This window comes from Cellvibrio sp. OA-2007 (assembly GCF_000953825.1).
Lineage (GTDB): Bacteria > Pseudomonadota > Gammaproteobacteria > Pseudomonadales > Cellvibrionaceae > Cellvibrio.
Window position 1 is genome coordinate 221,864 of record NZ_BBUL01000097.1, and the last position, 23,498, is coordinate 245,361.

General features: G+C 46.0%; 22 protein-coding genes. 6 read left to right on the plus strand and 16 right to left on the minus strand.

Translation table 11 applies throughout. From position 1 onward, the window contains the following. Positions 1-4 precede the first annotated feature (4 nt). Positions 5-538 (minus strand): YaeQ family protein, encoded by a 534-nt coding sequence (locus tag AWU77_RS19395; RefSeq protein ID WP_062067516.1) that lies wholly within the window; start codon positions 536-538, stop codon positions 5-7. A 28-nt stretch (positions 539-566) separates the two neighbouring features. Here AWU77_RS19395 and AWU77_RS19400 point away from each other — a divergent pair, with 28 nt between their 5' ends. Together AWU77_RS19400 and AWU77_RS19405 are read left to right on the plus strand one after the other, a co-directional pair. Next, the gene (locus AWU77_RS19400) at positions 567-1,421 is read left to right on the plus strand and encodes an RluA family pseudouridine synthase (protein ID WP_062067518.1); all 855 of its coding nucleotides are present in this window, start codon (positions 567-569) and stop codon (positions 1,419-1,421) included. Between the two features lie 121 nt (positions 1,422-1,542). Then, a complete protein-coding gene (locus AWU77_RS19405; protein WP_062067519.1) occupies positions 1,543-2,805 on the plus strand; it encodes a DUF418 domain-containing protein in 1,263 nt (420 codons plus the stop codon). Positions 2,806-2,883: 78 nt separating this feature from the next. Here AWU77_RS19405 and AWU77_RS19410 read toward each other — a convergent pair whose 3' ends face one another. From AWU77_RS19410 to AWU77_RS19425, 4 genes are all read right to left on the minus strand, one after another. Then, a complete protein-coding gene (locus AWU77_RS19410; protein WP_062067520.1) occupies positions 2,884-4,533 on the minus strand; it encodes a glycosyl hydrolase family 18 protein in 1,650 nt (549 codons plus the stop codon). A gap of 348 nt (positions 4,534-4,881) precedes the next feature. Then, the gene (locus tag AWU77_RS19415; protein ID WP_062067521.1) at positions 4,882-6,111 is read right to left on the minus strand and encodes a lipoprotein-releasing ABC transporter permease subunit; all 1,230 of its coding nucleotides are present in this window, start codon (positions 6,109-6,111) and stop codon (positions 4,882-4,884) included. Beyond that, positions 6,111-6,806, minus strand: a complete 696-nt coding sequence (lolD, locus tag AWU77_RS19420; protein WP_062067522.1) for a lipoprotein-releasing ABC transporter ATP-binding protein LolD — start codon at positions 6,804-6,806, stop codon at positions 6,111-6,113. The genes AWU77_RS19415 and lolD overlap by 1 nt, the downstream gene beginning before the upstream one ends. After that, a complete protein-coding gene (locus AWU77_RS19425; protein ID WP_062067524.1) occupies positions 6,799-8,037 on the minus strand; it encodes a lipoprotein-releasing ABC transporter permease subunit in 1,239 nt (412 codons plus the stop codon). Before AWU77_RS19425 ends, lolD begins: the two co-directional genes overlap by 8 nt. A gap of 125 nt (positions 8,038-8,162) precedes the next feature. Between AWU77_RS19425 and AWU77_RS19430 the strand changes: the two genes are divergently transcribed. Both AWU77_RS19430 and AWU77_RS19435 read left to right on the plus strand, forming a co-directional pair. After that, complete coding sequence (locus AWU77_RS19430) at positions 8,163-8,735, plus strand: PilZ domain-containing protein (RefSeq protein WP_062067527.1); 573 nt, start codon at positions 8,163-8,165, stop codon at positions 8,733-8,735. Between the two features lie 40 nt (positions 8,736-8,775). Then, positions 8,776-9,096 (plus strand): hypothetical protein, encoded by a 321-nt coding sequence (locus AWU77_RS19435; protein WP_084618559.1) that lies wholly within the window; start codon positions 8,776-8,778, stop codon positions 9,094-9,096. 87 nt (positions 9,097-9,183) lie between these two features. Here AWU77_RS19435 and sthA read toward each other — a convergent pair whose 3' ends face one another. The 8 genes from sthA to AWU77_RS19475 all read right to left on the minus strand — a co-directional run bounded on the left by sthA (position 9,184) and on the right by AWU77_RS19475 (position 16,848). Continuing rightward, a complete protein-coding gene (sthA, locus tag AWU77_RS19440) occupies positions 9,184-10,599 on the minus strand; it encodes a Si-specific NAD(P)(+) transhydrogenase (RefSeq protein WP_062067530.1) in 1,416 nt (471 codons plus the stop codon). A 57-nt stretch (positions 10,600-10,656) separates the two neighbouring features. Next, positions 10,657-10,908, minus strand: coding sequence for a (Na+)-NQR maturation NqrM (gene nqrM / locus AWU77_RS19445; RefSeq protein WP_062067532.1), 252 nt, complete (start codon positions 10,906-10,908; stop codon positions 10,657-10,659). 96 nt (positions 10,909-11,004) lie between these two features. Beyond that, a complete protein-coding gene (gene nqrF / locus AWU77_RS19450) occupies positions 11,005-12,228 on the minus strand; it encodes an NADH:ubiquinone reductase (Na(+)-transporting) subunit F (RefSeq protein ID WP_062067535.1) in 1,224 nt (407 codons plus the stop codon). A 22-nt stretch (positions 12,229-12,250) separates the two neighbouring features. Beyond that, positions 12,251-12,859 (minus strand): NADH:ubiquinone reductase (Na(+)-transporting) subunit E, encoded by a 609-nt coding sequence (nqrE, locus tag AWU77_RS19455; RefSeq protein ID WP_062067538.1) that lies wholly within the window; start codon positions 12,857-12,859, stop codon positions 12,251-12,253. After that, positions 12,859-13,527: an NADH:ubiquinone reductase (Na(+)-transporting) subunit D gene (locus AWU77_RS19460; protein WP_062067541.1), complete on the minus strand. Its 669-nt coding sequence runs from the start codon at positions 13,525-13,527 to the stop codon at positions 12,859-12,861. The genes nqrE and AWU77_RS19460 overlap by 1 nt, the downstream gene beginning before the upstream one ends. A gap of 2 nt (positions 13,528-13,529) precedes the next feature. After that, a complete protein-coding gene (locus tag AWU77_RS19465) occupies positions 13,530-14,306 on the minus strand; it encodes a Na(+)-translocating NADH-quinone reductase subunit C (protein WP_062067544.1) in 777 nt (258 codons plus the stop codon). Beyond that, positions 14,299-15,501 (minus strand): NADH:ubiquinone reductase (Na(+)-transporting) subunit B, encoded by a 1,203-nt coding sequence (locus AWU77_RS19470; RefSeq protein ID WP_193747563.1) that lies wholly within the window; start codon positions 15,499-15,501, stop codon positions 14,299-14,301. Before AWU77_RS19470 ends, AWU77_RS19465 begins: the two co-directional genes overlap by 8 nt. A gap of 3 nt (positions 15,502-15,504) precedes the next feature. Continuing rightward, positions 15,505-16,848 carry a Na(+)-translocating NADH-quinone reductase subunit A gene (locus tag AWU77_RS19475; RefSeq protein WP_062067550.1) on the minus strand — a complete coding sequence of 448 codons (1,344 nt, stop codon included), beginning with the start codon at positions 16,846-16,848 and terminating at the stop codon, positions 15,505-15,507. 569 nt (positions 16,849-17,417) lie between these two features. Here AWU77_RS19475 and mfd point away from each other — a divergent pair. Further along, positions 17,418-20,879 (plus strand): transcription-repair coupling factor, encoded by a 3,462-nt coding sequence (gene mfd / locus AWU77_RS19480; RefSeq protein ID WP_062067553.1) that lies wholly within the window; start codon positions 17,418-17,420, stop codon positions 20,877-20,879. 35 nt (positions 20,880-20,914) lie between these two features. Next, entirely contained in the window at positions 20,915-21,775 is an 861-nt protein-coding gene (locus tag AWU77_RS19485) for a CsiV family protein (RefSeq protein ID WP_062067556.1), read from the plus strand. Between the two features lie 85 nt (positions 21,776-21,860). Here AWU77_RS19485 and AWU77_RS19490 read toward each other — a convergent pair whose 3' ends face one another. The 3 genes from AWU77_RS19490 to AWU77_RS19500 all read right to left on the minus strand — a co-directional run bounded on the left by AWU77_RS19490 (position 21,861) and on the right by AWU77_RS19500 (position 23,464). Further along, the gene (locus tag AWU77_RS19490) at positions 21,861-22,076 is read right to left on the minus strand and encodes a cold-shock protein (RefSeq protein WP_062067559.1); all 216 of its coding nucleotides are present in this window, start codon (positions 22,074-22,076) and stop codon (positions 21,861-21,863) included. 186 nt (positions 22,077-22,262) lie between these two features. Continuing rightward, positions 22,263-22,994, minus strand: coding sequence for an S-methyl-5'-thioinosine phosphorylase (locus AWU77_RS19495; protein ID WP_062067561.1), 732 nt, complete (start codon positions 22,992-22,994; stop codon positions 22,263-22,265). 2 nt (positions 22,995-22,996) lie between these two features. Then, a complete protein-coding gene (locus tag AWU77_RS19500) occupies positions 22,997-23,464 on the minus strand; it encodes a methylglyoxal synthase (protein WP_062067564.1) in 468 nt (155 codons plus the stop codon). Positions 23,465-23,498: the final 34 nt, after the last annotated feature.

Consider the following 23,498-nt stretch of genomic DNA (forward strand, 5'->3'; position numbering starts at 1 on the left):
TCAGCTACTCCATCTCGCGTAGGGTAATCGCCACACTGTCTGTCGCGGTAGAAACATAGGCGATGGATTCAGTAATCGTCACTGAGAGATTCATCGTTTTATCCGCGAGCGCAGTTAACGCGTGTAACTCATCGGCAGCAAAGTAATGGATACTCACCTTGGGTAGAGAGCGAATAGCCGTGCTGTTGGTTTTCCACCAAACATCCATGCCACGGCCGTAACTAAACAGCTGAACGGACTGTGCTTGACCCGAGGCTTTTTTCAAGCGATCTGGCGCTGGCTGACCTACTTCAATCCACTCCAGAATCGTGCCGTTGTCGTGTTTCAGCCATAAATCCGGCTCCTCCATGGAGGACAAACCTTTGGTAAAGGTTAAATTTTCCGCAGCGCGATAACAAAAGGCTAGAATACGCACCATCATGCGCTCAAGGGTTTCTGAAGGATGTAGGGCGATAGTCAAATTAAAATCGCCAAACACATTGCGATCCATATCCGATACGCTCAGGTTCGCTTTATAAATAGTTGCCTTTACCGCCACAATTTTCTCACTTAATTAAAGCTAAATAATGTCTGATACTTCATTTGAAATACCGCAAAAATTCGAATTCACCGTGACTAAAGCCGAACAAACCGCGTTGGATTTGTTAGCAGAAGGCACCGGCCTGTCCAAGCAGCGCATTAAAGATGCCATGAACAAAGGTGCTGTCTGGTGGACACTCAAAGGCAAAACACTGCGCTTACGCCGCGCCACCAAGATGCTGTACAAGGGTTCAAAAATCCAATTTTTTTACGATGAGCAGGTGCTTGCACGCAAACCTGAAAGTGCCAATCTGATTTACGACGGCGGCAATTACAGTATTTGGTTCAAGCCTGCGGGCATGCTCTCCCAAGGCTCCCAATGGGGCGACCACTGTAGCATTTTACGGTGGGTTGAAGTGAATGGCCAACCGAATGACGGCCAGCGCCAACGCGAATGTTTTTTGGTGCATCGTTTGGATGCCGATGCGATGGGGTTAATTATTCTCGCACACGACAGCCAAAGTGCCGCGAAGTTATCTGCCCTGTTTCAAGCGCGCGACATGCGTAAATTTTATCAAGCCTGGGTGATTGATGATTGCGACTTACCCGCTGATGGTATGACGCTGAATAATGAGCTGGATGGTAAATCCGCAATTACTCATATCAAAAAGCTGCGACTGGAGAATAATAAAACATTGCTCGACGTGCATATCGAAACGGGTCGCAAACATCAGATTCGCCGTCACCTTGCCAATATCGGCCACCCGATTGTGGGCGATAAACTGTACGGCACCAAATCCTCTTCCGGTTTACAGTTATTGGCCTATCGCCTTGAGTTTATTTGCCCCAATACCAAGCAGCCAGTCATTGTGGAGTTACCGCAAGAATTGCAGTTTAACTAGTCATTTATACAAAATAATAAAACAGCTGAATCCAAAACAAGGCGATATGGTGTCTCAACCATAGCATTCTTAATAGCCGGCCATTAGCGACCGGTTTTACCAACGGCGCAAGGAATCACCTATGACAGCATCCCCCATCTTTATACAGTCACCACAAAAAATGGATCGAATAGTGACACTGGATGTCCTGCGTGGTTTTGCCCTTTTTGGAATTCTCTATGCGCATATGATTTTTTGGTATGCCGCTGGCCCACTGCCACAAGAGACCTACCAACTTTATAAAGATCTCGGCAGCGGCATCGCCATTGGAACTTACATGATTTTTATCCTCAGTAAGTTTTTTGCCATTTTTTCATTCCTGTTTGGCTTAAGCTTTTACATCCAAATTCAAGGGCTTATCAACCGCCAAGAACCAGTGATTAGCCGATTCGGCTGGCGTTTAATTATTTTAGGCGTCATTGGTTTATTGCATCACACCTTTTGGCGCGCGGACATTTTATCAATTTATGTTCCGCTTGGATTACTGCTGTTATTTTTGCGCAACCTCAGCAACAAGGCACTGTTAATTATTGGGGTTTTACTGGTACTCAATATTCCCACCAAATTCGCCGAACTTATTTCAATTCTGCTGCGCGACAAATTAACACTGCTGGATTTTGACCAGAAAATAGCAGGGGCAGAATATTACGCCATCCTGAGCGAAGGCTCTTTTACCGAGATGATTAAACACAATATTGCTGCCATGGGTGATAAATACATATATCAAATAAACAGTGGCCGACTGATTATTACGCTTGGTTTCTTTTTATTAGGTATGTTTGCCGGACGCATGCAGTGGTTTGAGAATATTGCCAATCAGGCAAGGCTCTTTAAAAACGTTTTGAAAAAAAGTAGCTGGGTAGTAGCTATCACACTTTTGTTAGGTGTGGGCTTCGGAATCACTACATTCATGTTAGAAATTGATGTAGAAAAAACACCCTTGGCCGGATGGCTGGGTGGTTTTATGCTGGAGTTTTTTAATGCTAGTCTGACGCTCATCTATATCACCGGCATTAGCCTACTAATGCTCAAACCGCGATGGTCAGCAAGGTTAATGCCGCTTGCTGCGGTTGGGAAAATGGCGTTAACCAGTTATTTGATGCAAACCCTCTTCGGTGTCTTTATTTTCTTTAACATTGGCTTGGGGCTGTTTACCAAAACCTCACCTGGCACAAATGCACTCTTATGTTTTGCAATTTTTGGATTACAGATTTTATTTTGCCGCTGGTGGTTAACTCATTTTTATTACGGCCCGATTGAATGGTTATGGCGTTCGGCAACCAATTTCAAATGGCAGCCGCTCTATAAAGGTCGTCAGACTCCAAATGCTCCCGCAGTAGATTAAATATTTTCCGCGCAAGATAAGACGGCGAAAAAAATCCCACTCATTTCACAATGAGTGGGATTTTTATTTAAGCGCCCATTAATTACATTGATTCAAGATCGCACAATTTCTCAAGCTATTAGAGAATGCATAGTTGGTTAGATAATCCTCATAGGTTGACCAAGCCATTATGCCGCGCAAATCCGGATAGATTTTGGCAGGCTTGTATCCATTGCCACAATCGCCAGAGCGCAAGCAACGCATCGCTGCTTTTACTACTGCTGGATTGGTATAGCCACTACCAGCGGCTGTTGGCGATGATGATGCGGGCAGACCGATAATAATTCGGTTAGCCGGTAATCCAAGATAGCTAACACCGGTACTGCCAATCGCAAAGCCTTCAATCAGCGCTTCCGTCCAGGCAACTAAGCCATCTTGCGTGGCCGCGTTGTAGAACTGGCCGTTTTTACCGGGCATTGAACCCGTATTGTAGTACTGCATTTGCACCCAACTAATGTCATCGCGCAGTACATTCATCAAGGGCAAATACACACCCCAGTTGTATTGTCCTAACCAGTTATTGGCGAGATTAGCACCAATGGTGTGAGCAGTTTCCGGTGCCATAGTGAGTAAGAAACTTGCACCATAACGCGCCTTCAAACGTTTGATAGCGCGCGCAAGATAATCAGCTGAATATTGCGGATTGGTTAAACTAATTTGTGCATTGGGGTTAGTGTGCAAACCTTTTTCGGTATCAATATCAATACCGTCCAGACCAAACTGGTCCTTGATTGCGATAAAGGAATTCACGAAATTATCTTCCTGAGTTTGATTATTCAGGACAAATGTCGCGTTAGCTCCCCCAATTGATAGCAATACTTTTTTGCCTTGTGCTTTTGCGGCGGCAATTTGTTGTGCTGTCGGATTGTTTTGATATCCACCCTCATTACCCAAAAATAGCGAGCCATCTGCATTGATGCGCGGGAATGAAATATTCAACACAGTGTAGTTAGGAATTGCAGTCATCTCTTCCATTGGCCAGTGCCAGTTTTCCCAGTAACCTACTAAATCTCTTGCATTGCCCGATGCCACAGAACTGCTGCTAACAGAGGAAGCGCTGGAGCGAGAAGTGCTCACACTGGATGAGCTGGATGAAGGAACCAAACTGCTGGAACTCGAGCGAGAGGTGCTAGATGTACTGGTACCCGTGCAATTACCTCCAGCCGTCCACACCTGTTGCCAATAGCTACCAGTCCCAGGCGCATAAGCCCAGGCTGCAGTTGATGAACACCAGCCCGGAACCTGACAAGTATAAATACCACCGGCATTGGTCACCACTGTACCTGCAACGTAAGCGGTTCCAGCCACAAATGCGGGGCAAGAACCAACACTGGCGATTGATGAAGAAGAAATACTGCTACGCGCGATTGAACTGGGTGTTGATGAGCGCGAACTACTTGGAGCACTGGAACTCGGCGCGACACTCGAGCTGGGCGCGACGCTTGATGTGGCACCATCGCAAACACCATTATCTGTCCAGTGTTGCCATTGGCCCGATGAGGTGGTGGGGTTATTCGCTTGGGTCCAATAATTCGCGGTATAGCCGCGATTTAAATGCTGAACTTTATTGCCTTGAGTGTAAACACTGCCGCTATTCCATTGCGGTATACCTGCGCAGTTCACCGCCAAAGCTTGGGTGGATATTAGGGCTGCACTAATCAATGCGCCCAGAGCGATTAGTTTTTTCATCGACGTTATTTATCCTTTATTTATCGTTAGTTAAAGAAATGGAGCTGACGAATCGCAACAAAACTCTCTCACCGTCACTAGCTGTTGCATAAGGCTAAAGCCTCTATATATTCGCCGAAATTCAACTGTCAACGTTGTCATTTTAATGTACGGAAATCCTCTAATAATAAAAACGGTATCTAGCATCAGGGAAATTAACGTATATAGGAGGGAGACAAACTTACTTCAAAACAGTCGATGAGAGGAAGAATAAGTACATCTTTTAGCCAATGCAAGTTCGACTTTTTTTAAAACAGGAACCAACTAACAAATTTTGATATAAAACTAGAACTTCAGCCGCGCATGCGTCTATTCATAGCGCAACGCATCTGCGGGTTGAATTTTGCTGGCTCGCCACGCTGGATAAAGACTCACAAAAAAACTAATCAGTAACGCCGTAAAGACCACCTTGGCAATATCACCCGCAACCATTTCCGATGGCAAATAAGTGATGGGATATACATCGGAATGCAAAAACTGAACACCAAAAATTTTCTCGATAAATTGCACCAGTGGCGTCACAAAATAAGAGAGAGTCAACCCCAGAACTAAGCCAATTGAGGTGCCGATCAAACCAATCAAACCGCCCTGCACCATAAAAATCGCCATAATTTCCTTAGTAGATGCACCCATGGTGCGCAGGATGGCTATGTCGCCCTGTTTATCAACCACCACCATAATCAAGGTGGACACTAAATTAAATGCGGCAATAGCAATAATTAAAAACAACAACATACCAACCAAATTTTTGGACATTTGAATCGATTGGTACACATTGCCGTGAGTGCGCATCCAACTGGAGCCATAATAATCAGCTGGTAACGTTTGCATAATGTTGTGCACGATTTCCGGTGCCGCAAACACATCATCCACCTTCAAACGCACACCGCTAATTTGACCAGGGTAACCCGCTAGATCAGCAGCGGTTTGAATATCCATCAAGGCCAGCGCATTATCGACGTCACTATGGGTATCAAAAATGGCGATTACAGTGACAACCTTAATGCGCGGTGAGGAATTGCCCTCGACAGGAATAATCAAACTTATGGAATCAGCCTCTGCCACTTGTAATTTTTCTGCGACACCGCGACCTATCACAATACCGGCTTCAGCAACAGCTAGCTGCTCCAAAGTGCCAGGGGGCAGAAGTTGAGGCAGCTTGGATGTCGTAATTTCTTGCTCAGCATCTATGCCAAAAATATTTACCGGTGCGACACTTTTTTGATAACTCAACAGCCCCTGCAATTGCACAAAAGGTGACGCGGCGACCACACGCGGATGCTGTTTCAAATCGGCAATTAATTGCTCGGGATGTTCAATCGCGTAGCGGTGATAAATCATCGCTTGTGGCATAACACCTAAAATATTGTCGCGCAGCTCTTTATTGAATCCATTCATAATCGACATCACCAAAATTAACAAGGCAACACCAATCACCAAACCCGCAGTGGATAAACGCGAAATAAATGAGACTAAATGATTACGCCCCTGCGCAATACCGTAGCGAGTACCCACCAAAAAAACATAGCGGTTAAACATTAATTAGCCTCTGCGCCAACCAGCGCACCATCGACGAGCGTGAGGGTGCGGTCCATACGCGCGGCGAGACGCGGGTCGTGAGTCACTACCACAAAGCTGGTGCCGATCGATTGGTTTAGTTCCAGCATGAGCGCTTGAATTGCCTCTGCTGCGTGGCTATCGAGATTGCCCGTTGGTTCATCCATCAAAACACAAGCAGGGTTGGTTACCAGCGCACGCGCAATTGCAACTCGCTGACGTTCGCCGCCTGAAAGCTCGGAGGGTTTGTGATCAACCCGTTTGGCTAAACCTACGCGGCTTAATAATTCCTGCGCACGCTGCTTGGCAATGGCCATGGGTTGTTTACCAATTAAGAGCGGCATAGCCACATTTTCCAGTGCAGTAAACTCCGGTAACAAATGATGAAACTGATACACAAAACCTAAACTGCGATTGCGCAAACGACCGCGTTCATCGGCACTCAGGTGCGATAAACGCTCACCCGCGACACTCACTTCGCCAGCATCAGGCACATCCAAACCGCCGAGGATATTTAATAAGGTAGATTTGCCAGAACCAGATGCTCCGACAATCGCCACTCGCTCACTGGGCTGAATATGGAAATTGACATTGCGCAACACATCGACCGAGAGCGCGCCTTGACGATAACTTTTACTGACCTGCTGACAAATTAAAACAGGAGTGGAATTATTCATAACGCAGAGCCTCCGCAGGTTCAATTTGTGCAGCGCGATAGGCTGGATAAAGGGTGGCGATAAAACTGAGCAGCAATGCGACACCACAAATCAATGCGACATCTTGCCAAAGTAATACTGAGGGTAACTGAGTGATGAAATACACATCTGGGTCAAACACTTGCATACCCAACATTGATTCAACTGCATTCATAATGGGTGTTAACGAAGAGGCGACAATACAGCCTACAACTGTGCCGATAAAGGTTCCGAAAAAACCAACCGCACTGCCCTGCACTATAAAAATAGCCATGATTTGTCGCGCACTGACACCCATGGTGCGCAGCACCGCAATGTCCGAGCGCTTGTCGGCCACCATCAACACCAGACTGGACACTATATTAAACGCCGCCACGGCGATGATAATCATCAGCAGTGCACCTACGACAATTTTCTCCATCTTCACCGCTTGAAATAAGCTGCCCTGAGTTTGACTCCAATCTTTGACTCTATAGTTATCACCCAATTGAGCGCGCAATTCACTCATCACTTTTGCGGCAGTAAACATATTGTCAGTTTTTACATGCAGCCCTTGCACCCCGGTTTTACGCAAGAATTTTTGCGCATCCTGAACATGAATTAATGCTAGCGTGCTATCCACCTGCGCGCCCACTTCAAATACACCGACCAGGGTAAAACTGCGCGAGCGGGTAAAAGCACCCATCGGAGTGATATTGACTTCAGGCGAGATAATGCGGATTTTATCACCAGGTGTCAGCATTAATCGGGCAGCCAAAATACGCCCCATGACAATGCCGTACTCACCTGGCTGCAACTGTGCCATCGAACCAACCAGCATACGCTGATCGACAATTGATACCTGCGCTTCCGCTTCGGGCAATATGCCCTGCAGCTCTATCGGATCAACCCCACCCGCATAATTCACCATGGCAATACTGGCAATATAGGGGGCAGAAGCAACAACTTGCGGATGTTGGTTGACCTGAGCAGACAATTCTTGCCAATCATCCAAGGCGGGAAGCTGATCGATAAAACCGTGGGGGATCACACTGAGAATACGTTCGTGCATTTCGCGACCAAAGCCATTCATCACCGACAGCACTATAATCAATGCCATGACCCCCAGCGCCATGCCCACCAACGAGAAGGCACTAATAAAGGAGATAAACTGATTGCGGCGCTTGGCGCGGGTATAGCGCAAGCCGATATAAAGGGGGATGTTTTTTAGCATGGGCGCATTAAACCCAATTGGCTCCATTTGCTCAAGCAAAACCGCTAGAGCACTCGATAAAGCTGCGCCACATATCGCTGGCTGTGCTATGTTTACTGCATCACAAAATTTGGAAGATTCAGGATATGAGTGAGCGTCGTAGTTACTTTCGTATTGATGAAAGTATCGCCATTGAATTCAAAGAGGTTGATGAGATTACTGCAAATACCGCTGCGGCTGAATTGCAGTTCCCTAATACGGCCTCACTCAAACTCTTTGCCGAGTTGCGCAAGCTCGATAATGACAACGCTCACCTATTTCACCAAATCAAAGATACCAGCCGCGCACTTGGGGAGTACTTGCATAACCTCAACCGCAAGATAGATATTATCAGCCAACAGCTGATGCAAGATTCCAAGCCGTTGCCTCCCTCCAAAACGATTAAACAAGTAAACCTGAGTGAAGGCGGTATAGCTTTTGGCAGCTCAAGGCATCTAGAAGCCAACTCCCATATCGCCTTGAGGTTGATATTTTTACCCAGCAACGCAGGCATGGTGCTTTTTGCAAAAATCATTCGCTGTGAACCCAGTAACACCGGCGAATATCAAATTGCGGCAAAATTTCATAGCGTGACCGATGCGCAACAGCAGTTAATCGGCCAACAAATCATGCGTGCGCAAATGGCCGAACGTCGCAAGAACCAACACTATCTGCAATAAACCCTACTGTTAACCCATGCACCAAGGTGTTTTATCAGCCATGATTCAGCGCAAACTCCTTAGTATCGCCCTAACCTGCTCATTAGGATTTGCCGCTCAAATCCATTACGTAACCGCAGAAGAAATTCGCATTCCTGTTGGTGAGCAAGCCAAAGACCAAGTGCTTGTCGACATGCCAACCAAAGGCATGAGTAAAGAGCGCGTTAAAGCGCTGTTTGGCGCACCATTAGAAGAGATTCCCGCTAAAGGTCAGCCACCTATTTCACGCTGGAAATATCAAGAATTTACCGTTTATTTTGATAACAATACGGTGATTCACTGCGTGCGAAACTTTCACCCAAAGGTAAATCCAGCCGAGTAAAATCAGCACTGGGCGATACACAAATTTGACTCAATAAAAAAGGGCCCGATCACTCGTGCCCTTTTTTATTGCTGCCACCGAGGCAAACTAACGACGACTAATTCGATTCACGCCATCCAGTGCAGCAACACGATACGCCTCAGCCATGGTGGGATAATTAAAAATATTATTGAGGAAATAGTGAATACTATTGCCTCCGCCCTTCTGCGTCATAATCGCTTGTCCGATATGCACAATCTCGGCTGCTTCAGCACCAAAGCAATGCACACCGAGAATTTCCAAGGTGTCTACATGAAATAATAGTTTCAGCATACCTACGTCTTCGCCGCTGATTTGACCGCGAGCTGTATTTTTAAATAGGGCGCGCCCCACTTCGTAAGGCACTCTCGCTTGTGTTAATTCAGTTTCAGTTTTACCCACTGAACTAATCTCTGGCAGGGTATAAATACCGGTGGGAACATCCTGCACTAATTGGCATCCTTCACCAAAAATACCGCCTGATACCGCACGCCCTTGGCCATAAGACGCACTCGCCAAACTCGGCCAACCTACCACATCGCCTACAGCATAAATATTGGGAACCTGGGTGCGATAGCAATTATCAACTTTTAAATTACCGCGATGATCCGCCGTAAGGCCTGCCGCCTCAAGATTCAATGCATCCGTATTGCCACTACGGCCATTACACCAAAGAATGGCATCGGCCTTAAGCCGCTTGCCGGACTTTAAAAATAAAGTCACGCTGGAGTCACTTGCTTCAATCGCTTCAAATTCTTCGCTGTGGCGAACAGTGACACCGCTATCGCGCAGGTGATAACTCAGTGCATCAGAAATTTCATCATCGAGAAATGACAACAATCGCTCGCGGTTATTGATCAAATCAACACGCATGCCCAAACCAGAAAAAATCGAAGCGTATTCGCAACCAATAACGCCGGCACCGTAAACAATGATGTGCCGCGGCGTGTGCTGCATTTCCAGAATGGTATCGCTGTCGTACACACGAGGGTGATTAAAATCAACATCAGCTGGGCGATAGGGGCTTGAACCAGTAGCAATCACAATATTGGTGGCAGAAATAATTTCAATGCCTCCATCTAACTGCAGCAAGCTCACCGTATTAGCATCAATAAATGATGCCCGACCAATATGCACATTAACGCGATTACGCACATAAAAACTGGTGTGTAATTCGACCTGCTTAGGAATTACTTTTGCTGCAGATTGCAATACACGCGGAAAGGTTAAGCGGCGACTATCGCCAATTTCGCGAAACAAACTATTACTTTTGAATTGAATAATTTGTTTAACCACATGACGGAGTGATTTAGAAGGAATTGTTCCCTTATGCGCACAGCTTCCGCCTACAACCGCCCTGTTCTCTACTACTCCGACCCGTTTTCCTGCCTTAGCCGCTGCTATAGCTGCAGCTTCGCCCGATGGGCCGGAACCTATAACTAAAAGATCATAATTGTGATCTGCCGATTTTTTACGACCAGTCAATTTATTCCCCTTAACCGAATGACAGGATTGATTGTGATGACTTTAGTCTAGCAACAACTATTCCTTTTGTTTGCTGGCATCGTATGAAAGATCGCTATTGTCACTCTTTACCATTGATGGCTTTGCTTTTTCTTCAGCACACTTTGCCTCATCACCACCACACAAATCGCAGACATAATTTGGGTCACCCAACGCTTTACCTACACCACCGCAGGAACCGGACACAGGCCGTCTACCTGCAAGCACATTGATTGACAATGCAAATGCCACAAACAACATCACCAGTAAGGTAACTATAAGAACAGCCATAATTAACCCCTAGGCATAAAGCCTTTACTTCACATTAAAAATACCAACCAACAAAAGAAAAAACGAGGCGGTTACCCAGCCTCGTTTTCCTTTTCATTAACCACCAAAATCGTCGAGTAAAATATTGTCGTCTTCAACACCCAGACTCTTCAACATTTTAATCACAGCGGCATTCATCATTGGCGGACCACACATGTAAAACTCACAATCCTCTGGTGCCGGATGATCTTTCAGATAGTTTTCATAAAGTACATTATGAATAAACCCAGTCATACCATTCCAGTTGTCTTCTGGCTGAGGATCAGATAAAGCGACATGCCATTTGAAGTTTTCATTCTCAGCTTGCAGCATATCGTAATCTTCTTTATAGAACAGTTCACGCAAAGAGCGCGCACCGTACCAGAACGACATTTTACGATCAGTTTTCAAGCGGCGCAGTTGGTCAAAAATGTGTGAACGCATAGGCGCCATGCCTGCACCACCACCAATAAACACCATCTCAGCATTAGTCTTCTTGGCAAAGAACTCACCAAATGGACCATATACTGTAATGTGATCACCCGGCTTTAAACTAAATACAAATGAAGACATTTGACCCGGTGCAATTCCCTGTGATTTAGGCGGTGGAGTTGCAATACGAATATTGAACTTTACTACACCTTTTTCTTCAGGGTAATTTGCCATCGAATAGGCACGAATAACTGGCTCAGTCACTTTTGATTCCAGATTAAAGAAACCAAAACGCTCCCAATCGCCACGATACTCAGGCTCGATATCAAAGTCAGAGAACTTAACATGATGCGGTGGGCATTCAAGCTGCACATAGCCACCAGCGCGGAAGTCTACACTCTCACCTTCAGGCAGACGCAAAGTCAGCTCTTTAATAAAGGTGGCAACGTTAGGATTGGACTCAACAGTAGTAACCCACTGTTTAACACCAAACACTTCTTCCGGTACATGAATAGTCATGTTTTGCTTAACAGGAACCTGACAACTTAAACGCCAGCCTTGTTTTTGTTCACGACGATTAAAATGCGGCTCTTCGGTTGGCAAAATTGAACCGCCACCTTCATTCACCACACATTTACATTGCGCACAACTACCACCGCCGCCGCAAGCAGATGCCAAAAACACATTATTGGCAGCCAGTGTCTGCAACAATTTACCACCAGCAGGTACGGTAATTGTTTTCTCATCATTGATGAGAATTTGCACATCGCCGCTATTTACCAATTTGGCGCGGGCCACAAGAATCACCACCACCAGCGCGATGACGATTGCGGTGAACATGACTACACCTAATACAATCTCGATATTCATTGAATTCTATTCCTCGTCTCTCTTAGAGGGAAATGCCGCCAAAAGACATAAAGCCTAATGACATCAATCCCACGGTGATAAAGGTAATGCCCAAGCCACGCAGACCTTCTGGCACATCGGAATATTTCATTTTTTCAAGAATACCGGCCAGCAATACAATCGCAATTGCCCAACCTGTACCTGAACCCAAACCATACACCACACTTTCACCGAAGTGATAATCGCGCTCAACCATAAACAGCGATCCACCCATGATCACACAGTTCACGGTAATCAGCGGCAGGAACACACCCAGTGCGTTGTAAAGTGCGGGCAAGAACTTATCCATAACCATTTCCAAAATCTGTACGATTGCTGCAATCACACCGATAAAAGAAATAAAACTCAGGAAGGTCAGATCAACACCGGTGACGCCAGCCCAAGCCAATGCATCCTCTTTCAACAGATAAGTCAAAATCAGATTGTTAGCCGGTACGGTAATGGTTTGCACCACAATTACCGCAATACCAAGACCAATTGCCGCGTTAATCTTTTTAGACATAGCTAAAAAAGAACACATGCCCAAGAAAAATGCCAGCGCCATATTTTCAATAAAGACGGAGCGCACAAACAAACTTAAAAAATGTTCCATTATGCGATCTCCTGAGTCTTGATGGAGTTAGGCGAAATTTTAAATGATTCTTTCTCTACCTGATTTTTCTTCCAGGTACGCATCGCCCAAATAATAATACCAATAATAAAAAACGCACTTGGGGGCAGTAACAGCAAACCATTAGGCACATACCAACCACCATCAGATATAGTTGGTAGAACTTGAATGCCAAACCATTTGCCAGCACCAAACAGTTCACGGACGGTCGCAATGACAATTAACAGCACCGAGTAACCCAAACCGTGACCAATACCATCTAAAAAGCTAGGTACCGGAGGATTCTTCAGCGCAAATGCTTCAGTACGCCCCATCACAATACAGTTGGTTATGATCAAACCTACAAATACTGAAAGCTGCTTACTAATGTCATAGGCCACGGCTTTCAAGACCTGATCTACCACAATAACCAATGCAGAGATAATGATCATTTGCGCAATAATACGTACACTGCTTGGCAAATAATTGCGCACCAAAGATACAAAAAGATTTGAAAAGGCTGAAACCAGAGTCAAACCGATTGCCATAACCAAACTGACTTTCACACTAGATGTCACCGCAAGCGCGGAGCAGATACCCAAAATTTGTAAAATAACTGGGTTATTTTCCAAAATGGGTTTGACGAGGAGATCTTTTGCTTTGCTGCTCATGATTAGGCCTCTCCATTTTTCAAATTGGTCAGGAAAGGTTTAAATCCATTATCGCCCATCCAGAATTTCATCAAATTGCTCACACCATTACTAGTCAAAGTGGCTCCTGCAAGAGCATCCACTTTATGTTCAGCATCAGGTGTTGAATCATCGACATGCCCCTTAACTACACTGACAAGAACATCGCCTGACTCCGAGTAAATCTTCTTGCCAATCCATAATTGCTTCCATTTTGGGTTATCAACTTCGCCACCCAATCCTGGTGTTTCTTTTTGATCATAGAAACCAAAACCAAGAACAGTGTTCAAGTCTTTATCCAATGCAACAAAACCAGACATGGTTGACCATAGACCATAACCACGTACTGGAAGTATCACTTTGGAAAGCCCATTATCGTCATTTACCAAAAATACTTTGGCGTATTTTTCCCGACGAATTATTTTTGCAATATCCAGCTCTGCACCCAGCTTGTCCGACAGCTCCGGCTTTTTAGCAGATGCGGTTTGATCGAATTTATCCACGTCGGATATTGCATCTGTAAACTTACCAGTTTCTAAATCGATAATTTTCACTTCGACTTTCTCAAACTGCGCATCAATAGACTGCGAGGCATCATAAATACCTGCAATTTTGAGTACGTTGGTTTTAAAGTCGAGCGCTTTGTTGGCGGCCTGCACAGGCTTTAAAAGCACTGCGGAACCAGCCACCAAAATAGAAGCCACAAGACACATAATCAATGTGACTGCGATAGTGTATTTTGCTGTTTGTTGGTTAGCCACGCGCCAGTCTCCGTTTAATATTGGATTGAACGACGAAGTAGTCGATAGTAGGTGCAAACATGTTTGCAAACAAAATAGCTAACATCATGCCCTCTGGATAAGCCGGGTTAACGACACGAATTGTAATCACCATGAATCCGATTAACGCGCCATAAATCCACTTGCCTGTATCAGTCATAGAAGCAGATACAGGGTCGGTGGCCATAAAGAACAAGCCAAATGCAAAACCACCGATTACCAAATGCCACCAAAATGGCATTTGAAACATGGGATTACTACTACCAGAACCAGCCCAGTTATAAAGTAGCGTGGTTAAGATTGCACCCGCCAAAACACCTAGAACAATACGAGTTGATGCGATACCCATAATCAGCAGCGCAACACCGCCAATCATTAATGCCAATGCAGACGTTTCACCAATAGAGCCTTGCTCAAAGCCGATAAATGCGTCTAACCAGCTAACATGATTAACTACTGCATCCATACCCTGCTGAGCAGCAATAGAAAGTGTAGTTGCACCTGTATAACCATCTACTGCAGTCCACACCGCTTCGCCTGACATTTCTGCCGGATAAGCAAAGAAGAGGAATGCGCGACCAGTCAGTGCAGGGTTGAGGAAGTTTTTGCCAGTACCACCAAAAACTTCTTTACCAATCACCACACCAAAACTGATACCCAAAGCCGCTTGCCACAAAGGCAAATCGGGCGGACAGGTTAAGGCAAACAGGATGGAAGTTACAAAGAAACCTTCATTCACTTCATGACCACGCGTGGTAGCAAATAACACCTCCCAAAAACCACCGACAATGAACACAGTCGCGTATATAGGAAGGAAGTAAGCAGCACCCAGCACCAAATTGTCCCAGATACTGTCGGGATTATGACCAGCGAACATCGCAGTCAAAGCGCCATGCCAGTTATCGATACCCGTTGCGCCTGTCGCAGCCAAAATAGTGTTTGCTTGCAAACCAACGTTATACATACCAAAAATCATTGCTGGCCAAGCACACAGCCACACAGTGATCATGATACGTTTCAGGTCAATGCCATCGCGCACATGAGAGGTGGATTTAGTGACATCAGCCGGCTTGAAAAGCCCGGTATCTATAGCTTCATAAAGTGAATACCACTTTTCATATTTACCGCCTTTATGGAAATGCGGCTCAATACTATCGAGTAATTTTCTCAGACTCATCAATTAGCCCTCCTGCTCAATGCGTGTAAGGTTATTGCGCAGGATTGGACCGTATTCATACTTGCCAGGGCACACAAATGTGCACAATGCCAAGTCTTCTTCGTCCAACTCCAGACAACCCAGTTGTTGTGCCGCTTCGGTATCACCCACAATTAGCGCGCGCAACAGTTGAGTTGGCAGAATATCTAACGGCATAACCTTCTCATAAGAGCCTACCGGAACCATAGCGCGCTCGGAGCCATTGGTTGAAGTAGTAAAGTTGAATACTTTTGAAGGGAGCAGCTTAGACAAATAAATTCCCATTACCGAGAACTTGTTGGTGCCAGCACGCAAGTAATGCAGCATTTCGCGCTCGCGACCTTCGAGTAATACACTGACTTGGTTATGAAAACGTCCAAGGAAGCTCAAGTTTCCATGAGAGCGACGGCCACCAAACACCGAGCCGGAAATAACACGATTCTCACCGGATTTGGTTTGACCTTGAGTCAATTCACTCAAGTTGGCACCGATGCGAGTGCGCACCAAACGTGGACGCTCAACCTGTGGGCCAGCAAGTGCAACTACGCGATCAACATTTAACTGACCGGTAGTAAACAACTCACCAACAGCAATTACATCTTGATAACCGATAGTCCACACAGTTTTATGTGCACTAACCGGATCAAGGAAATGGATATGCGTACCCGAGTTGCCAGCAGGATGAACACCAGCAAAAGCCTCAGCAACAATATTGCTACCTTGCCCTTTAGGAAGATCTGCACCTTCGGCATGACATACAAACACTTTACCTTCGGTCAAGCGCGCTAACACTGTCAAACCATTCGCAAACGCTTCTTTTTTGCTGGCGATGATAACCTGTGGATTAGCAGCAAGTGGATTGGTGTCCATCGCCTGCACAAAAATCGAGCTGGGCTTTGAATCCAACGCGGGAGCCTTGCTGAAAGGACGCGTGCGCAATGCAGACCAAAGACCGGATTGCACCAAATTTTGTTGCACACTCTCACGTGTCAAACCAGCCAAATCAGCCGCTGAATACTTGGCGAACTCGACTGCATCATTGCCCTCCACATCAATAACAATTGAGTGGAATACACGCTGATCACCGCGATTAATTGCACTAACAATGCCTGATGCTGGAGCCGTGTAGATAACACCGGGCGTCTTTTTATCAGAAAACAGTTCCTGACCAAGTTTAACCTTATCACCAACCTGTACCGCCATAGTGGGCTTCATACCATGGTAATCAAACCCGATTAAAGCTACTTGGCGAACCTGCGGGCCATCTTCAATAGATTGATTGGGGCTGCCGGTAATGGGCAAATCCAATCCTCGACGAATCTTTATCATACGTCTCTGCCTAGTCGTTCGTGTGGATGTGGACCTGGTAAACCAGGCCATGGGAATGCAGCAAGCGATAAACCAACTGTCATTATTCAGTTACTTCCTGGCGGGAACTGAATAAGACTTTGTGGAGGACGTGCTTGATGCGAGCGCGCCAGTGTTTATTTACGCTGCAAATAAACCAATGGAGCATAGAGCCAGTAACTTTCATTCAACATCCTGCATCAACATCTGCCCTGAGAAGCACAGAGAACACACAAGAGATTGATTTCTGAGAAGTTTTGGTTAGCCCTAGTAAAACCCGCGAATTATAAACGCCACCCAGACCAAGCACCATAGCAATGCATCGATTTGATGCACGTTTTACTCGCGTTTTCGTTGAATTCGAATTCTTTTTGCCTATATTGCCAGCAATAAAAATACCAATGAAAACATTTCTCATCTACAAGAAGTACTGGTTAAGCCTAGCAGCAAATCATCATTAAGCTTTTATTTACCTATTGATCACCCAAGAAGCCGCATAACACAGGTAAAATGCCCGCCACCCAAATGAATGTATAACTAATAAACGCTTTATGACCCAGCAACTTACAAGCAATCCCCCTATCTCAAGCAAATCTGGCAATCGCCACTATTGGGGCCAGCTCTTTGGTAGCGCCCAGGCACTTACGATTGTAAATGCCGCCAAGACTTACCAAGGTCTAAGCTTGGTAGTCACTGCCGACACCAGTGCTGCAATTCGGATGGAAACCGAACTTTCGTTTTTTGCAAAAGGACAAGATCCACTGCCGGTATTACATCTCGCCGATTGGGAAACCCTGCCCTACGATACTATCTCCCCGCATCAGGACATTATTTCCGAGCGTCTAAGCACGCTCTATAAATTGCCCGGCATAAAACAGGGGATTCTCGTTGTTCCGGTAACCACACTCCTGCAGCGACTCATGCCGCAATCCTATTTGGTTGGCAACAGCTTGATGGTTTCGGTTGGGGAAAAACTCGACGCCGATCAGTTGCGCCACAACCTGGAACGTGCGGGCTATCACTGCGTCGATACGGTTTACGAGCACGGGGAGTTTGCAGTGCGCGGTTCGCTGATGGATATTTTCCCCATGGGCAGCGAGCTGCCCTATCGCATCGATTTATTTGATGACGAAATCGAAACCCTGCGCACCTTTGATCCGGAAACCCAAATCACTATCGACAAGGTCGATAAAATTCAATTGCTCCCAGCAAAAGAATTTCCTCTCAACAAAACCGGCATTGGCCTATTTAAACAAAAGTGGCTCGAACGCTTTGATGTCAACCACAAAGCATGTCCAGTCTTTCAAGATGTCAGCGCAGGCATATCGCCACCCGGTATCGAATATTATCTGCCGTTATTTTTTGATGCCTGCAGCACGCTGTTTGACTACCTGCCTACTGACACCCAAATTTATGCGCTGGGCGACATTGAAAAATCAGCCGAAAATTTTTGGCTCGAATTATTGCGTCGCTATGAAAGCCGCCGTGTAGATCCGTTGCGCCCACTGCTCGCACCACGGGATATTTATCTGGCGATTGATGAATTTTTTGGCAATCTGAAAAATTACCCGCGCACCTTTATAGAATCTGCAACGCTGGAAGAAAAACCCGGCAACTACAATTTCGCCACCGCCGCCACACCATCACTACCGATTCGCGCGCAAGCCGATAATCCGCTCGCCGCGATTCAAGCTTTTTTAATGGAATTTGATGGCAAGGTTTTATTTTGTGCTGAATCGGCTGGGCGCAGGGAAACCTTACTGGAATTATTGGGCCGCATTCGTGTTCGTCCAACAACAGTAGAGAGCTGGCACGACTTTCTTACTCACAACGAAAAGCTCGCAATCACCGTTGCCCCCCTTGAACAGGGATTACTACAAACCAAGCCTAAAATTGCGCTAATTTCCGAAGCGCAGTTATTTGGTGAGCGCATTCAACAACAGCGCCGCCGCAAACAAACGCAAGACAACGCTGATTTGGTGGTTAAAAACCTCACCGAATTAAAAATCGGCGCATCGGTGGTACATATCGATCACGGTGTCGGCCGCTATCGCGGCTTGGAAACTATCACCATCGACAATCAAACCAACGAGTTTTTAACACTGGAATACGCTGATGAAGCCAAACTGTATGTTCCGGTAACTAGTCTGCACTTAATCAGCCGCTATGGCGGTGCTGAAGATAACTTGGCGCCACTGCATAAACTGGGCAGCGAGTCATGGCAAAAAGCACGCCGCAAAGCCGCCGAACAAATTCGCGATACTGCCGCGGAATTATTGGAAGTTTACGCGCGCCGCGCCGCTCGCAAAGGTCATAAATTTCCCGACCCTAAAATTGCTTATGAAGCTTTTTCTGCAAGTTTTCCGTTTGAAGAAACTGCAGATCAGCAGCGCGCAATTGAAGCTGTAATGGAGGACATGCTCTCATCCAAACCTATGGATCGCTTGGTGTGTGGCGATGTTGGTTTTGGTAAAACAGAAGTCGCTATGCGTGCGGCATTTATTGCCAGCCATAGCGGTAAACAAGTTGCCATTCTTGCGCCGACCACCCTGCTTGCACAACAACACTATGAATCATTAAAAGATCGCTTTGCCGATTGGCCCATCACCGTTGAAGTGCTCTCGCGCTTTCGTACCACTAAAGAAGTGAATCAAGTACTGGAGCGATTAGCGGAAGGCAAAGTGGATATAGTAGTCGGCACCCATAAACTTTTATCGCCCGATATTAAATTTAAAGATCTCGGTTTATTAATTATCGATGAAGAACATCGTTTTGGTGTGCGGCAAAAAGATCAGATCAAAGCACTGCGCGCAGAAATCGATATTCTCACGCTCACGGCAACGCCGATTCCTCGTACATTAAATATGTCGATGGCCGGCATTCGCGATTTATCGATTATCGCCACACCGCCGGCGCGGCGCTTATCGGTTAAAACCTTTGTGCGCACCTACGATGAAGCCACTATAAAAGAGGCGATACTGCGGGAAATTTTGCGCGGTGGACAAGTGTATTATCTGCATAACGAAGTCGACACTATTGAAAAAGTAGCGCGCGAACTGCAAGAGTTAATTCCTGAGGCGCGCATTGGTATTGGCCATGGGCAAATGCGTGAGCGCGATCTTGAACGGGTGATGTCAGATTTTTACCACAAGCGTTTTAACATTATGGTGTGCACCACCATTATCGAAACGGGTATCGATATCCCCAGCGCCAATACCATTATTATCAATCGCGCCGATAAATTTGGCCTCGCGCAATTGCACCAATTGCGTGGTCGTGTCGGCCGTTCGCACCATCAGGCATACGCCTATTTACTAACACCTGATCGTCGCTCAATGACCGACGATGCACAAAAACGTCTTGAAGCCATCAGCGCAGCAGAAGATTTGGGCGCTGGTTTTACGTTGGCAACCTACGATATGGAAATTCGCGGCGCCGGTGAACTGCTGGGCGATGAACAAAGTGGCCAAATTCAAACTATCGGTTTCTCACTGTATATGGATATGCTAGATCGCGCGGTAAAAGCAATCCGCCAAGGCAAACAAGCAGATCTAGAAAAAGCACTGAGCGAAGCGATTGAAATCAATCTGCGCATTCCAGCACTCATTCCCGCCGACTATTTGCCTGATGTGCACACACGACTAGTGATGTACAAACGCTTGGCTAATGCCGACAGCGAAGAAGCCCTGCGCGACCTGCAAGTAGAAATGATCAACCGTTTTGGCATGCTGCCCGAACCGATCAAAAATTTGTTCCGAGTTACGCAAATTAAAATTACTGCCGAAACCATCGGCATTACCAAACTGGAAGCTAACGCGCGGGGCGGAAAAATTGAGTTCTCCAGCGATACCCGGGTGGATCCACTCAAAATAGTTAAACTGGTTCAAAGCCAGCCGCGCATTTATAAATTGGAAGGCGCCAATCAATTGAAATTTACCATGGACTTGGAAGCGACTGAAAAGCGCATCCAAACCGTTGTCGATTTATTAGATCACTTGATGACTGGCAAATAATGCCGACTCTTATCAATTACTGGTGGAATTAATTTATGGTTTCTCAATCAATAAAACACCTATCAACATTACTTGGCGTGACTGCGGTTTTTGTAAGCGCAATGCTGGCACTGTCCACTCAAGCACAAACGCGAACGCACGAGGGCTGGTATCAAGTTGAGATGATAGTTGTAGCGCGAAAAGACGATTCCGGGCAAGAACACTGGCCCAGCAACATTAAATTGCGCTACCCCGCCAAATGGGTCGAGTTGAAAGATCCCGCCGCTACCGAAACTGGCATCACCGGTAGTACGGCAACGGTAGATCTCACCAAAGAAGCCTTTTATTTGCTACCCGCTAGTGAACGGCAATTAAATGCACAAGCGCAAAAATTACAGCGCAGCCCGAATTTTGAGGTTTTGTTTCACAATGCCTGGCGGCAAATCATCACCAATAAAAAATCCTCCAAAGCCATCCTCATTAATGGCGGCCGAACTTTTGGCCAACATCAAGCATTGGAAGGTAGTATTCGCTTAAGTGTGGCCACTTATCTGGAGCTGCAAACCAATTTATGGCTAACGCAATTTGATCTCAATGTCGGCCAAGAAATCACCCAAACCTGGCCAGAAATTCCATTGCGCCCGAACTATACAACAACAGCAACCCATAATTTTTCATTGGATTCCGATATAGAAGCAGAATTGGAACAAGCCCTGGCAAATGAAAACAGCCAATGGTCGAGCGGAAATATAGAAGGCAATGCGACGCAGCCCGAAGTGGATAATTTTGTGACGCGGCAAATTATTTTACTGCAAGAAGAGCGCGATATGCGTAGCAGCGAAGTACACTACATAGATCATCCAGTATTGAATGTCATTATTCAAATCACGCCCTACTCAACACCAGCAGGGCAATAATTATTTTTTGCTTCCCCCAAAAAAAACACCGGCCAGTGCCGGTGTTTTTATTTTGAGAGTTGGGAAATCCTGAGTGAAGTTTACATCAGCTCAGCAAAATAACATCTTCTGCCTGCAAGCCCTTATCACCTTGTTGCAACTGAAACTCAACACTTTGACCTTCAGCTAATGAGCGGTAACCTTCCGCACGGATATTTCTGTAGTGTACAAAAATATCCTCGCCTCCTTCTCCTCTGGTTATAAAACCGTATCCACGCACGTTGTTAAACCATTTAACAGTGCCCATCTCACGATCTGCCATATGAAACACCTCTAACAGCATTGGTAGCTTATTGTTATTGCTCGGTTTGCTTCATCCGTTGATCGCCAGCACAGCAGGCTAGCAGCTATCCACAACCGGGTTCATAGAACTAAAAACCCCGCGTTAACGGATATTAACAAAAGTTAGAAATAAGAGGGGGATTTTTTGCTGCTTATTTGCCCAAGACTACTGCTTAGCAAATAGAAAAATAGCCTTTTTAACATCGTCCATGCCGGCAACAAGAGTTTTCATTATGTCGTCAATACTCAACTCTTCGCTCGCCAGCCCAGCTGCCCAATTAACCACCAAGCATAGCGCCGCGTATTTTAATCCCAGTTCGCGCGCCAATGCCGCCTCCGGCATTGCGGTCATTCCCACCAAATCGCAGCCATCACGCTGTAAACGCAAAATTTCTGCTGCTGTTTCCAAACGCGGCCCTTGCGTACAGGCATATACACCCTGCTGCTGAAACGGAAGATTCGCCGACAATAAACTGGCGATCAATTGTTGACGCATGTCCTCACAATAAGGGTGGGTGAAATCGATATGATTGATATAGCCATCAAGCAAGAAGTTATAACTCTGCTCGCGACCATAGGTGTAATCGATAATTTGATGCGGCACGACAAAGGTGCCCGGCTCCATTGTAGGATGAATACCGCCAACCGCATTTACAGCTAGCACTTGCGTGACGCCCGCCTCTTTTAGTGCCCACAGATTTGCACGGTAATTAATCTGATGCGGCGGCAGTTTGTGCCCCTGCCCATGACGAGGCAGAAACACCATCTGACGACTACTTATTTTCGCGATAATCAATGGCGCAGAGCAATCACCATAGGGTGTAATGACTTTCTGTTCAGCAATAATTTCCAATTCAGGAAATTGATTTAACCCGGAGCCGCCGATAATTGCCAACATCGCTAGACACTCGTTTGCGCGCGGCTAGCCATATAGGCTGCATAATCTGGAACCCAATGTTGTGACTCACCATTAAAGAGCGGCGAAGACACCATAAAATCGGCAGAGCTTTGGTTACAGGCGATAGGAATATTCCACACAGCGGCAATACGCAACAGTGCTTTTACATCGGGATCATGTGGCATTGGCTCAAATGGATCCCAAAAAAAGATCAACATATCGACCCTGCCCTCGGTAATGAGCGCGCCTACTTGCTGGTCACCACCCAAAGGTCCGGAGATAAGTTTGTTAATCGGCAAGGCCGTTTCTTTTTCTATTAAGGTGCCGGTCGTGCCGGTCGCAAATAATGTATGGCGGCTCAAATCGGCGCGGTGTTTTTTACACCAGGCAAGCAAATCTTTTTTTCTATTATCGTGCGCAACAAGTGCAATCGATTTTGCAGCTGGCAAACTAATTTCTTTATATTCCATGGAGCTCACCCAAAATAATAAATAAAAAATGACC

Coding starts and splice junctions, on each gene's coding strand:
- nqrE (WP_062067538.1), bottom strand. CDS start 12,859: ATGGAACATTTTTTAAGTTTGTTTGTGCGCTCCGTCTTTATTGAAAAT.
- nqrM (WP_062067532.1), bottom strand. CDS start 10,908: ATGGCTGTTCTTATAGTTACCTTACTGGTGATGTTGTTTGTGGCATTT.
- mfd (WP_062067553.1), top strand. CDS start 17,418: ATGACCCAGCAACTTACAAGCAATCCCCCTATCTCAAGCAAATCTGGC.
- AWU77_RS19485 (WP_062067556.1), top strand. CDS start 20,915: ATGGTTTCTCAATCAATAAAACACCTATCAACATTACTTGGCGTGACT.
- AWU77_RS19490 (WP_062067559.1), bottom strand. CDS start 22,076: ATGGCAGATCGTGAGATGGGCACTGTTAAATGGTTTAACAACGTGCGT.
- AWU77_RS19460 (WP_062067541.1), bottom strand. CDS start 13,527: ATGAGCAGCAAAGCAAAAGATCTCCTCGTCAAACCCATTTTGGAAAAT.
- lolD (WP_062067522.1), bottom strand. CDS start 6,806: ATGAATAATTCCACTCCTGTTTTAATTTGTCAGCAGGTCAGTAAAAGT.
- AWU77_RS19495 (WP_062067561.1), bottom strand. CDS start 22,994: ATGTTGGCAATTATCGGCGGCTCCGGGTTAAATCAATTTCCTGAATTG.
- AWU77_RS19410 (WP_062067520.1), bottom strand. CDS start 4,533: ATGAAAAAACTAATCGCTCTGGGCGCATTGATTAGTGCAGCCCTAATA.
- AWU77_RS19430 (WP_062067527.1), top strand. CDS start 8,163: ATGAGTGAGCGTCGTAGTTACTTTCGTATTGATGAAAGTATCGCCATT.
- nqrF (WP_062067535.1), bottom strand. CDS start 12,228: ATGAATATCGAGATTGTATTAGGTGTAGTCATGTTCACCGCAATCGTC.
- AWU77_RS19425 (WP_062067524.1), bottom strand. CDS start 8,037: ATGCTAAAAAACATCCCCCTTTATATCGGCTTGCGCTATACCCGCGCC.
- AWU77_RS19435 (WP_084618559.1), top strand. CDS start 8,776: ATGATTCAGCGCAAACTCCTTAGTATCGCCCTAACCTGCTCATTAGGA.
- AWU77_RS19405 (WP_062067519.1), top strand. CDS start 1,543: ATGACAGCATCCCCCATCTTTATACAGTCACCACAAAAAATGGATCGA.
- AWU77_RS19400 (WP_062067518.1), top strand. CDS start 567: ATGTCTGATACTTCATTTGAAATACCGCAAAAATTCGAATTCACCGTG.
- AWU77_RS19470 (WP_193747563.1), bottom strand. CDS start 15,501: ATGAGTCTGAGAAAATTACTCGATAGTATTGAGCCGCATTTCCATAAA.
- AWU77_RS19475 (WP_062067550.1), bottom strand. CDS start 16,848: ATGATAAAGATTCGTCGAGGATTGGATTTGCCCATTACCGGCAGCCCC.
- AWU77_RS19500 (WP_062067564.1), bottom strand. CDS start 23,464: ATGGAATATAAAGAAATTAGTTTGCCAGCTGCAAAATCGATTGCACTT.
- AWU77_RS19415 (WP_062067521.1), bottom strand. CDS start 6,111: ATGTTTAACCGCTATGTTTTTTTGGTGGGTACTCGCTACGGTATTGCG.